Annotated in this window: 13 protein-coding genes, 1 other RNA gene and 1 pseudogene; 8 read left to right on the top strand and 7 right to left on the bottom strand. The window is 62.6% G+C overall.

Annotation, left to right across the window (positions count from 1 at the left end; genetic code table 11):
* Positions 1–189: pseudogene (locus tag B2V21_RS14110) on the top strand (CDP-6-deoxy-delta-3,4-glucoseen reductase); the annotation flags it as partial.
* Between the two features lie 249 nt (positions 190–438).
* Positions 439–1,113, top strand: coding sequence for a gamma-glutamylcyclotransferase (locus B2V21_RS14105; protein ID WP_049860294.1), 675 nt, complete (start codon positions 439–441; stop codon positions 1,111–1,113).
* 18 nt (positions 1,114–1,131) lie between these two features.
* On the opposite strand, the gene glpT is transcribed toward B2V21_RS14105, so the two are convergent.
* Positions 1,132–2,478, bottom strand: a complete 1,347-nt coding sequence (glpT, locus tag B2V21_RS14100; protein ID WP_049860293.1) for a glycerol-3-phosphate transporter — start codon at positions 2,476–2,478, stop codon at positions 1,132–1,134.
* A gap of 282 nt (positions 2,479–2,760) precedes the next feature.
* On the opposite strand from glpT, the gene B2V21_RS14095 reads away from it, so the two are divergent.
* Positions 2,761–3,177: a flagellar basal body-associated protein FliL gene (locus B2V21_RS14095; protein ID WP_192066530.1), complete on the top strand. Its 417-nt coding sequence runs from the start codon at positions 2,761–2,763 to the stop codon at positions 3,175–3,177.
* Positions 3,178–3,245: 68 nt separating this feature from the next.
* Here B2V21_RS14095 and B2V21_RS14090 read toward each other — a convergent pair whose 3' ends face one another.
* The 6 genes from B2V21_RS14090 to B2V21_RS14065 form a co-directional block, all read right to left on the bottom strand.
* Entirely contained in the window at positions 3,246–3,695 is a 450-nt protein-coding gene (locus tag B2V21_RS14090) for an EVE domain-containing protein (protein ID WP_286917166.1), read from the bottom strand.
* A 12-nt stretch (positions 3,696–3,707) separates the two neighbouring features.
* Positions 3,708–3,923 (bottom strand): hypothetical protein, encoded by a 216-nt coding sequence (locus B2V21_RS14085; RefSeq protein WP_162531777.1) that lies wholly within the window; start codon positions 3,921–3,923, stop codon positions 3,708–3,710.
* 164 nt (positions 3,924–4,087) lie between these two features.
* Positions 4,088–4,705 (bottom strand): 5-formyltetrahydrofolate cyclo-ligase, encoded by a 618-nt coding sequence (locus B2V21_RS14080; protein WP_286917165.1) that lies wholly within the window; start codon positions 4,703–4,705, stop codon positions 4,088–4,090.
* A gap of 101 nt (positions 4,706–4,806) precedes the next feature.
* A non-coding RNA gene (gene ssrS, locus B2V21_RS14075) (6S RNA) lies at positions 4,807–4,984 on the bottom strand.
* 30 nt (positions 4,985–5,014) lie between these two features.
* Entirely contained in the window at positions 5,015–5,332 is a 318-nt protein-coding gene (locus B2V21_RS14070) for a cell division protein ZapA (RefSeq protein WP_056844732.1), read from the bottom strand.
* The gene (locus tag B2V21_RS14065) at positions 5,329–5,538 is read right to left on the bottom strand and encodes a TIGR02449 family protein (RefSeq protein WP_043193782.1); all 210 of its coding nucleotides are present in this window, start codon (positions 5,536–5,538) and stop codon (positions 5,329–5,331) included. The genes B2V21_RS14070 and B2V21_RS14065 overlap by 4 nt, the downstream gene beginning before the upstream one ends.
* A 163-nt stretch (positions 5,539–5,701) precedes the next feature.
* On the opposite strand from B2V21_RS14065, the gene B2V21_RS14060 reads away from it, so the two are divergent.
* The 5 genes from B2V21_RS14060 to B2V21_RS14040 all read left to right on the top strand — a co-directional run bounded on the left by B2V21_RS14060 (position 5,702) and on the right by B2V21_RS14040 (position 11,173).
* Positions 5,702–6,259 (top strand): YecA family protein, encoded by a 558-nt coding sequence (locus B2V21_RS14060; protein ID WP_049860288.1) that lies wholly within the window; start codon positions 5,702–5,704, stop codon positions 6,257–6,259.
* Positions 6,260–6,285: 26 nt separating this feature from the next.
* Positions 6,286–7,617, top strand: coding sequence for a Xaa-Pro aminopeptidase (gene pepP, locus B2V21_RS14055; RefSeq protein WP_056844730.1), 1,332 nt, complete (start codon positions 6,286–6,288; stop codon positions 7,615–7,617).
* Entirely contained in the window at positions 7,614–8,810 is a 1,197-nt protein-coding gene (gene ubiH / locus B2V21_RS14050; RefSeq protein ID WP_286917164.1) for a 2-octaprenyl-6-methoxyphenyl hydroxylase, read from the top strand. Before pepP ends, ubiH begins: the two co-directional genes overlap by 4 nt.
* Positions 8,811–8,833: 23 nt before the next feature.
* Positions 8,834–10,051, top strand: coding sequence for a 2-octaprenyl-3-methyl-6-methoxy-1,4-benzoquinol hydroxylase (locus B2V21_RS14045; protein ID WP_286917167.1), 1,218 nt, complete (start codon positions 8,834–8,836; stop codon positions 10,049–10,051).
* Positions 10,052–10,171: 120 nt separating this feature from the next.
* Positions 10,172–11,173: an extracellular solute-binding protein gene (locus B2V21_RS14040; protein ID WP_286917163.1), complete on the top strand. Its 1,002-nt coding sequence runs from the start codon at positions 10,172–10,174 to the stop codon at positions 11,171–11,173.
* The last annotated feature ends 177 nt before the right edge of the window (positions 11,174–11,350 follow it).

Genomic DNA, 11,350 nt, shown 5'->3' with positions numbered 1-11,350 from the left:
TGGGAAGGGCGCTGCGGCATGCTGCACGAAGCGGTCTGCGAAGACATCGCCGACCTCAGCGGGGTGCATGTCTATGGCAGCGGCTCACCGGCGATGATCTATGCCACGCTCGATGCCCTGGTCGAAGCCGGCATGGATGCGCACCAGATGCGTGCGGATGTCTTCGCCTACGCGCCGCGCCCACTCTAGTTTCTTCGCCACTGCGTCATTTCGTGGCTTGAACTTCTTCACTGCATGGCCGGCGTCGAATACGACGCCGTGTAATCGTGCACAGAGTTTTGTGCCTGTGCCGCTTTGGTGCTTATAACCAATCTATTTGAAGTTGATTATAAGCGCTTGTATTTATTGACCAATCTGCCATACGGTAGAGGCGCGACAGTTGCAATGCGTTAGAGTAAGGGTTCATTGCAATCTTACGGGGATAACAGGCGACTGCTTATGTCGGTACTCGAAACTGCGCACTTGAATGTGGTCTATCCGCCGTCGCTCGATCTCGGGCCGCAACTGACCCACGAGCAACTTCTTCACTCACTGAATACGACGATGCGACGTCATCGTGGCGGTCCGGTCTGGCTGTTCGCCTACGGCTCGCTCATCTGGCGGCCAGAATGCAGCGCTGCAGAGCGGCGCCGCGCTCGAGTCCATGGCTATCACCGGGGTCTGTACCTGTGGTCCCACGAGCACCGAGGCACGCCCGAGCGGCCGGGCCTGGTGTTCGGTCTGGACCGTGGCGGCTCCTGCGCCGGCTTCGCCTACCGCCTGCCGCAGGAAAATCTCGAAGACTCGCTTTTGGCGCTTTGGCAGCGTGAAATGCCCTATCCCTCCTACCGCCCGCACTGGCTCAACTGCCGTCTGGAAGACGGCACCAAAGTACAGGCGTTGGGTTTCGTGCTGGAGCGGCATTTGCCCAGCTATGCCGGCAACCTGCCCGACAACCTGCTGACACAGATTCTGGACAGTGCCAGTGGGCGCTTTGGCAGCACTCGTGATTACGTCGAGCAGACCGTCAGTGCCCTGCGCAATCACGCAATGCCGGACAAGAACCTGGAAGCCAGGCTCAAGCGTTGCCATCAGGGCAGCTGCACTCAGGCTTCGCAGCAATTCCTGCCCTGACGGCGTAGCCTGGGTCAATCAGGCATGGCGCTCGGCGCTGGCCACCTGCTTGTGCCAGAGCGTGGGGATCAGGAAGACGATTGCCAGCAGGCAGGCGCCGATCAGCAGGACGAAACCACCGTCCCAGCCGAAGTGATCCACGGTGTAGCCCATCGCGGCGCTGGCGGCGACCGAGCCACCCAGGTAGCCGAACAGCCCGGTGAAGCCGGCGGCGGTACCTGCCGCTTTCTTCGGTGCCAATTCCAGGGCCTGCAGGCCGATCAGCATCACCGGGCCGTAGATCAGGAAGCCGATCGAGAACAGCGCAATCATGTCCACGGTCGGGTTGCCTGGTGGGTTGAGCCAGTACACCAGAGTGGCAACGGTCACCAGGGCCATGAACACCACGCCGGTCAGCCCGCGATTGCCGCGGAAGATCTTGTCCGACATCCAGCCGCACAGCAACGTGCCGGGAATGCCGGCCCACTCATAGAAGAAGTACGCCCATGAGGTGGTGTCTACGGTGAAGTGCTTGGCTTCCTTGAGGTAGGTCGGCGCCCAGTCCAGTACGCCATAGCGCAGCAGGTAGACGAACACGTTGGCCAGGGCGATGTACCACAGCATCTTGTTGCGCAGCACGTACTTGACGAAGATTTCCTTGGCGGTGAATTCTTCTTCGTGGCTGGCATCGTAGCCTTCCGGGTAATCGTTCTTGTACTGCTCGATCGGCGGCAGGCCTACCGATTGCGGCGTGTCGCGCATGGTCGCGAAGGCGAACAGGGCCACCAGCAACGCCACCGCGGCAGGCACGTAGAATGCCGCATGCCAATCGTTGAACAGGCCCATGCCGAGCAGGAACAGCGGGCCGATCAGGCCACCCCCGACGTTGTGCGCCACGTTCCACACCGACACCACGCCGCCACGCTCCTTCTGCGACCACCAGTGCACCATGGTTCGCCCACTGGGCGGCCAGCCCATGCCCTGGGCCCAACCGTTGATGAACAGCAATATGAACATCATGGTGACGCTGGACGTTGCCCAGGGTGCGAAGCCGAACACGAACATCACGCCGGCCGAGATCAGCAGACCGAACGGCAGGAAGTAGCGCGGGTTGGAGCGGTCGGAGACGATCCCCATGAGGAACTTCGACAGGCCGTAGGAAATGGCGATGGCAGACATCGCCAGACCCAGCTGGCCACGGGTGTAGCCTTGCTCTTCGATCAAATAGGGCATGGCCAGCGAGAAGTTCTTGCGCAGCAGGTAATAACCGGCATAACCGATGAATATCCCGGCGAAGATCTGCCAGCGAAGGCGGCGGTAGGTGCTGTCTATCTTTTCATCGGGCAGGGCGGCGCGATGAGGGGCGGGGCGGAAGAAGGCGAACATGCACAAGCTCCATTTATTGTTATTTGCTGCGGATTCGAATGTTACAGTTTCATTACCGAAAACAAAATCGATTACCGCCCAATGGAGTGCGCGAAAATGTTGCAATGCGAACTCAAACGGTTCAGTTCTGCTCGTCATGTGGTTTCGTTTGTTGGGAGAACCGTTTCAGCTGTTCGGATTCGTATGAGCTATTGAATTGTCCATGTTGGCCGATACAGGCAGGTAACAGCGCTGGCCGGCACGACAGCCCGGCCAGGACACGACCTTGCGGAGAAATCAAAGATGAAAGCCTGGGTATCCATAGTGCTGGCGTTGGTCCTGCCAACCGCCGTGATGGCCAATGAGGGGGCCAAAGAAGGTGAAAATGCCGTGCCCAAGGTGGCCTATATCGGCATGACCCCGCCGTTCGTGGGCAACTATGCCCTTGATGGCGGCCCCAAGCTGCACGTGTACAAGGCAGACATCGCCTTGAAGGTGACCGGGGCGGAGGCGGAGGCTGCGGTGAAGCGCCAGGATCCGCTCTTGCGCAATCAACTGGTGGCCTTGTTCGCGCAACAGACTTCCGACTCGATGAGCAATGTCGAGGGCAAGGAAAAGCTGCGCCAGGAAGCTCTCAAGCAATTGCAGCAAGTGATGAACGACGAAGAGGGCAAGCCCATCGTGGAAGACTTGCTGTTCAATAACTTGATTGTGCAGTAACAGCGCAGACGGTCAGTCGGCACTTAAGCGACATCAATTTCAGAGTAGGCCACGGCCTATTCGAATGTTCAGCGCAACTGCATTACCAGCGCCCACTGCTCTGCCGTCACCGGCATCACCGAAAGGCGACTGCCTTTTTGCACCAGGGGCATTTCGGCCAGACCTGCTTGCTGCTTCAGATAACCAAGCCCGAGCACTTTGCCAAAGGTCTCGACGTGCGCGACGTCGACCGAGGTCCAAGGGTTCTTCTCGGCGCTGGCCTTGGCGTCGAAGTAGGGGCTGTCCGGGTCCAGAGCGGTGGGGTCTGGATAGTCGGCGGCCACGATTTTGCCTACACCGGCTATGCCAGGTTCGGGGCAGCTGGAGTGGTAGAAGAAGAACTCATCGCCCACCGCCATGGCGCGCAGAAAATTGCGCGCCTGGTAGTTGCGCACACCGTCCCAGCGCGTCTGGCCAAGCGTGGCCAAGTCCTGAATGCACAGTTCGTCAGGTTCGGATTTCATCAGCCAGTAGGCCATGACAGGGGTTCCTCAGTGATACGAAATGGCCAGCTTTTTGGGGGTTGAAAAGTAGCCGACAATTGGTTGCGCACAAAGTTTGCTTGTCGTTGAAGCTTGCCCCAGAATGCGCGCAAATTTAAGCCAGGCGCTGCTGTTCGGCAGGCCAGAATACCGTTCCGTTGATTCTTGAATTGCCTTGTAGGGGGGCAGCGTCGATGCGCCGTAAGCCGGATTTGTTGTGGACATTGGTGATCTTGTTTGGTCTGGGTGTGGTCACCACCGGATACGCGCAGAGTCTGTGGGCGAGCAAGGCGGATACGGGTGTTGAGTTGACCGTGGTGCAGACTTCGGTAGTGAGCTCGCGGTAACGGCGGCGCGGCTTTCGCGGTCACTGACCGCTCCAACAGGTTTCAAGTCAGATACCAAGCCCTGTCCGTGACCGTGCCCTGCAACGGTACATCCCAACTGGCCTGCGCCAGGCGCTCCACCTTCTGGCATTCATGGGCCAGCCCCAGCAGCACCGGGGCCTGCCAGACCGTGCGCCGAGCGCGATAGGCCAGGCTGCGGTCGTAGAAGCCGCCGCCCATGCCCAAACGCCCGCCTTCGTCATCGAACCCCACCAGCGGCAGCAGGATCAGATCCAGCGCCCAGATGGTGCGTTGGCGGGCGCGCTGGATACGTGGCTCGGGGATGCCAAAGCGGTTGGGACGAAGCTTTTCGCCTCGGCGTACCTGCTGAAACACCATCTTGGTGCGCGGCCAATCGCTGAGCACCGGCAGGTAGGTCTGCTTGCCGCGCCGCTGGGCTTCGAGCAGCAAAGGCCGTGGGTCGATCTCGCCGTCGTTGGGCAGGTACAGCGCAATGTGCCGGGCACGCCGAAACAACGGATGCTGAGCCAGTTGCCGATAGAGGCCCTGGGCAGCCTGACGCTGTTGTGCGGGGGTAAGGGCGCGACGCGCGGCACGCAGCTGGCGGCGCAATTGCTGACGAGACGGTTGTTGACGAGGCAGCGGCGCGGAGGCGGTCATGGGCGCGGTTGATCCTGATCACGGACGCCACCGGGGCTGTGCTGCCCAGCGACAAATGAAAAGCCCACGCCGAGTCGAGCTGGCATGGGCTGGAAATTCAGGTACTCCCCGACGAACCGCTGTCGGTGTAGCCCTTGAACCCGAAAGTTCAAGGTGGAGATCACAGGAGGTTTTAAGGCTTTCCGTCGAGCGGACATGCACACCAACCCCACGTGCAACCCCCGTGGTTGTGCGTATCGGCTCAGGGACATGACCGACTGGCAAGCACTCCAGGGAGTGGCGCCAGTATACAGAAAAGCTTTGCGGATTTCAGCCCTTGGGCGTTTCCGGATCGGTGGCAAGCACCAGATCCACACGTTCGAGCAGATCGCGGACCTGTTCGCGGGTGTTGTCATTGACCGGGAGCGCCGGTGTGTCCTGGCGGTGCAGCAGGTCGTGAGTGATGTTCAGCGCGGCCATGACAGCAATGCGGTCGGCACCGATCACCTTGCCGCTGCTGCGGATCTCGCGCATCTTGCCATCCAGATAGCGGGCGGCGTTGACCAGATTGCTGCGCTCCTGCGGCGGGCAGATGATCGAGTATTCCTTGTCCAGGATCTGGACGGTGACGCTATTGCTTGAACTCATGAGTCTTGCTCCAGGGCCTTGAGGCGCGAAATCATGGACTCGACCTTACGCCGGGCGATTTCATTCTTTTCGATGAGACTTGCGCGTTCCTCGCGCCAGGTCTTTTCCTGCGCTAATAGGAGTCCGTTTTGTCGTTTAAGTTGCTCGACTCGTCCGATCAATGATTCGAGTCGGCTCATCAGCGCTTGCAGGTCGTTGTGTTCCATGGAGTCCCGGTAGGTACGGTTGGAAAAAGTCGCCTGCCGCTGAACTGGCAGGTCCGGTGAAGATGAACACGTAGTTGGCCGCGTCGATAGTCTGGCGCGGTTGCCGGTGCTAGGATACAAGGCCTTCATTCTAGTCATTGCGCCGTCTGGCGCCTAGTTGCCCATGCCTATTCAGAATTCCCCCTATCACGCCTTCGCCACCCTGCTCAACAGCAGCGGCCACACCGTTTCACCTGCCGAACTGCACGGCCTGTTGCTGGGGCGCAGTTGCGCCGGGGCCGGCTTCGAGGTCGAACCATGGCTGGTCGATGCCGCCGACCTGCTTGGCGCACCCGCGGAAGACAATGTTCGCCAGGCCTTGATCGGCCTGCAGGAAATGGTCAAGGGCGAGCTCACCAGCGACGACATGACCGTGGTACTGCTGGTCCCCAGCGACGAGTCGCCGTTGCCCGAGCGGGCTGCCGCCTTGGGCGAATGGTGCCAGGGTTTCCTGGCCGGTTTCGGTCTGACCGCACGCGACACGGCGTTGAGCACCGAAGCCATGGAAGTGCTGCAGGATCTGGCGGCCATCGCCCAGGTGCAGGACGCGCTGGAAGAGTCCGAAGACGGCGAGACCGACTACATGGAAGTCATGGAATACCTGCGGGTCGCGCCGCTGCTGCTCTACACCGAGTCGGCCAAGCACCCGACCGCGGCCAGCGCCAAGCCGTCGCTGCACTGACCTGACCCCGGAGCCTGCGTCTGCCCATGAGCCACATCCCGAAATCGGAATATGCCCGCCGCCGAAAGGCACTGATGGCGCAGATGGTGCCCAACAGCATCGCCATTCTGCCCGCCGCCGCGGTGGCCATCCGCAATCGCGACGTGGAACACGTCTACCGCCAGGACAGCGATTTCCAGTACCTGAGCGGCTTTCCCGAGCCCGAAGCAGTGATCGCCTTGATTCCGGGGCGCGAGCATGGCGAGTACGTGCTGTTCTGCCGCGAGCGCAACCCGGAGCGCGAGCTGTGGGATGGGTTGCGGGCCGGGCAGGAAGGGGCGGTGCGCGATTTCGGCGCCGATGACGCCTTTCCCATTAGCGATATCGACGACATCCTGCCCGGCCTGATCGAGGGACGCGACCGCGTCTACTCCTCGATCGGCAGCCACCCGGAGTTCGATCGGCACCTGATGGACTGGATCAACAGCATCCGCTCCAAGGCGCGCCTGGGTGCCCAGCCGCCCAATGAATTCGAAGCGCTGGACCACCTGCTGCACGACATGCGTCTGTACAAGTCGGCGGCCGAGATCAAGGTCATGCGCCGGGCCGCCGATATTTCTGCGCGTGCCCATGTCCGTGCCATGCAGGCCTGCCGCGCCGGGCTGCACGAGTACAGCCTGGAAGCCGAGCTGGACTACGAGTTTCGCAAGGGCGGGGCGAAGATGCCGGCCTATGGCTCGATCGTGGCGGCGGGTCGCAACGCCTGCATCCTGCATTACCAGCAGAACGATGCGGTGCTGCGCGACGGCGACCTGGTGTTGATCGACGCCGGTTGCGAAATCGAATGCTATGCCAGCGACATCACCCGTACCTTCCCGGTGAGCGGTCGCTTTTCGCCCGAGCAGAAAGCCATCTACGAGCTGGTGCTCGAGGCGCAGCAGGCGGCCTTCGCTGCCATTGGTCCCGACAAGCACTGGAACCAGGCCCATGAAGCCACGGTCCAGGTCATAACCCAGGGGCTGGTGCGGCTGGGTCTGCTCAAGGGCGAGGTCGACGAGTTGATCGCCCGCGACGCGCATCGCGCGTTCTACATGCACCGCGCCGGCCACTGGCTGGGCCTGGATGTGCATGATGTCGGCGAGTACAAGGTCGGTGGCGAGTGGCGGGTGCTCGAACCCGGCATGACCCTGACCGTCGAGCCCGGCATCTACATCGCGCCCGACAACCTCAGCGTTGCGAAGAAGTGGCGGGGCATTGGCGTACGAATCGAGGACGATGTAGTGGTGACCAAGAAAGGCTGCGAGATTCTTACCGGGGCGGTGCCCAAGTCGGTCGCCGATATCGAGGCGCTGATGGCGACCGCGCGGGCCGAGGCATGAGCCGCTTCAATCTGGCCATCATCGGTGGCGGACTGGTCGGCGCGAGCCTGGCCCTGGCGTTGCAGGCCGGTGCCAAGGCTCGCGGTTGGAACATCGTCCTGATCGAGCGCTTCGCCCCCGGCGATGCCTACCAGCCCAGCTATGACGCGCGCTCCTCGGCCTTGTCCTACGGCACCCGGCAGATCTACGAGCGCTTGGGGCTGTGGCCAGCGATCAGCCAGCGCGCCGAAGCGATTCGTCAGATCCATGTGTCCGACCGCGGTCGCTTCGGCACCGCGCGGCTTCGCGCCGAGGACGAAGGCGTACCGGCCTTGGGCTATGTGGTGGAGAACGCCTGGCTCGGCCAGTGCCTGTGGCAGGCGCTTGACCGAGAGGTGGTGAGCTGGCGCTGTCCGGCGGAAGTCATCGGCACCCAGGCCTTGGCCGATGGTTACGCATTGACCTTGAACGACGGCACCCAGGTGCAGTGCGACCTGGCCGTGCTGGCCGACGGTGGTCGTTCCGAGCTGCGCGAGCAGTTGGGCATTGCCGTGCAGCACACGCGCTACGATCAAGACGCCCTGATCGCCAACATCACCCCCGGCAATCCGCATCAGGGGCAGGCCTTCGAGCGCTTCACCGATGATGGGCCGATGGCCTTGCTGCCGTTGCCCGACAACCGCTGCGCACTCATCTGGACCCGTACGCCCGCCGATATCCGCCGCCTGCAGGGGTTGTCCGATCATGCGTTTCTGCAGGAGCTGCAGGGCGTATTCGGCTACCGCCTGGGTACGCTGCAGCGCGTGGGCGCCCGGCACGTCTATCCGTTGTCGCTGGTACGGGCCGAGGAGCAGGTGCGTTCCAATCTGGTGGTCCTGGGGAACGCGGCGCATGCCTTGCACCCCATTGCCGGACAGGGTTTCAACCTGTCGATGCGCGACGTGCAGGCACTGGCCGATGCCTTGCTCGCCAGCACTGGTCATGTGGGCGAGCTGTCGCTGCTGCGTGGCTATGAGCAACGCCAGCGCCTGGATCAGAACCTGACCGTAGGCTTTTCCGACCAGCTGACGCGTTTGTTCGCGACACCCGATCCATGGGTCGCGGTGGGCCGCAATCTGGGCCTGCTGGGGCTCGATCTGCTGCCGCCGGCCAAGCGCTGGTTCGCACGCCAGGCCATGGGCCTGGGCACTCGGTCGGACATCAAAGGGCAATGAATACAGTGACCCACACCAACGAATTGCGCGCCGACCTGGTCATCGTCGGCGCTGGCATGGTCGGCAGCGCCCTGGCGCTCGCCCTGCGCGACAGCGGCCTGGACATCCTGCTCATCGACGGCGGACCGCTGACCGGCAAGCCTTTCGACGCACTGGCACCCTTCGAAGCGCGGGTCAGTGCACTGTCCATGGCCAGCCAGCGCATCCTTCAGCGCCTGGGCGCCTGGGATGGTATCCAGGCGCGGCGTGCCAACCCCTATCGACACATGAGCGTGTGGGACGGCAGCGGCACCGGGCAGATCAATTTTTCCGCCGCCAGCGTGCATGCCGACACCCTGGGGCATATCGTCGAGAACCGCGTGGTTCAGGACGCCCTGCTCGAACGCCTGCAGGACAGCGGAATCCGGCTGCTGGCCAATGCGCGACTGGAGCAGCTGCGCCATTCGGGTGACGATCGTCTGTTGACCCTCGCCGGCGGTCAGACCGTACGCACCCCGCTGGTGATCGCCGCGGATGGCGCGCATTCGGCAGTGCGCCGGCTGGCAGGCTGCGAGACTCGCGAATGGGACTACCTGCACCACGCCATCGTCACCAGCGTGCAGTGCAGCGAGGGCCATCGCGATACGGCCTGGCAACGCTTCACCGACGAGGGCCCGCTGGCCTTTCTGCCCTTGCAACGCGGTGATGGCAAGCATTGGTGCTCGATCGTCTGGTCGACCACGCCGGAGCAGTCCGAACGCCTGATGGCCTTGGACGACGCGGCTTTCTGCCGAGCGCTGGGTCAAGCCTTCGAGGTACGTCTGGGGGAGGTCATCGCTGCCGATCCTCGCTTGTGCGTCCCGTTGCGTCAGCGACATGCCAAGCGCTACGTGGAAACCGGTCTGGCACTGATCGGCGATGCCGCGCACACCATCCATCCGCTGGCCGGGCAGGGGGTCAACCTGGGCCTGCTCGACGCGGCGGTGCTGGCCGCAGAACTGATCCATGCCCGGCAGCGAGGTGAGCGGCTGGCGGGCCTGCCGGTGCTGACGCGCTACGAGCGCCGACGCATGCCACACAACCTGGCACTGATGGCGGCCATGGAAGGCTTCGAGCGCCTGTTCCAGGCCGACCCGCTGCCGCTGCGCTGGTTGCGCAACACCGGCTTGAAGTGGGTGGAGCGAGTGCCGGAAGCCAAGGGGTTGTTCGTCCGCCAGGCGCTGGGCTTGACCGGCGATCTACCCGAGCTGGCGCGCCCCTGAGACAGCCGTATGCCTGCGCCTGCCCGCAACATTTGGTAACGGCTGGGCCCCGAGTTCGGTTGAGAAGGTAAATGTGATTCACTACCATTTCGGCCTCACTCCAACGGCAAGGTTTCCCTCATGATGGTGCGCAAACGTCTTCTCGCTGCACTGGCGCTCTGCCTGCTGGGTGGTAACGCCCACGCTGCCGATGAAGTGGTCGTCTATTCGTCGCGCATCGACGAGCTGATCAAGCCGGTTTTCGACGCCTACACCGCGAAAACTGGGGTCAAGGTCAAGTTCATCACCGACAAGGAAGCGCCGTTGATGCAGCGCATCAAGGCCGAAGGGCAGAACGCCACGGCCGACCTGCTGCTCACCGTCGATGCCGGCAACCTGTGGCAAGCCGAGCAGATGGGCATCCTGCAGCCCATCCAGTCCACCGTCATCGACGGCAACATTCCCTCGCAATACCGTGCCGCGTCCCACCAGTGGACCGGCCTGAGCCTGCGTGCGCGGACCATCGCCTACGCCAGCGAGCGCGTCAAACCGCAGGAGCTGAGCACCTACGAGGCGCTGGCCGACAAGCAATGGGAAGGACGCCTGTGCCTGCGGACGGCGAAGAAGGTGTACAACCAGTCCCTGACCGCCACCTTGATCGAGACCCATGGCGCGGAGAAGACCGAGCAGATTCTCAAGGGCTGGGTGAACAACCTGTCCACCGACGTGTTCTCCGATGACATCGCGGTGCTGCAGGCCATCGATGCCGGGCAGTGCGATGTGGGTATCGTCAACAGTTACTACTATGGCCGCTTGCACAAGCAGCAGCCGGACCTGGGTGTGAAGCTGTTCTGGCCGAACCAGGGCGATCGTGGTGTTCATGTGAACCTGTCGGGCATTGGCCTGAACAAGTATGCGCCGCACCCTCAGGCGGCCATCGCCTTGGTAGAGTGGATGACCGGACCGCAGGCGCAGGCAATCTTCGCCGGGGTGAACCAGGAGTTTCCAGCCAATCCGGCGGTGGCTCCCTCTGCGGAAGTCGCCAGTTGGGGCGAGTTCAAGGCCGACACCCTCCCCGTGGAAGTGGCAGGCAAGCGTCAGGCCGAGGCGATCCGGTTGATGGACCGTGCCGGGTGGAACTGAGCTGATATCGGTGGTGCCGCCTTCGCGGGCAGAGACCCGCTCCCACACGGAAAGCACAAAAGCACCTGTTCTTCTGTGGGAGCGGGTCTCTGCCCGCGAACGGCGCACCACCGTACATGCTGACACAGCGCAGTAAGCTCTCCACAGGAGTGGCTGTCGTTGAGAAAGCCCGCAATC

The sequence above is a fragment of the Pseudomonas sp. UBA6276 genome, from assembly GCF_002438365.1.
GTDB lineage: Bacteria > Pseudomonadota > Gammaproteobacteria > Pseudomonadales > Pseudomonadaceae > Aquipseudomonas > Aquipseudomonas coleopterorum.
The sequence above is the reverse complement of the archived record's forward strand: the minus strand, read 5'-3'. Positions and strand labels throughout refer to the sequence as shown.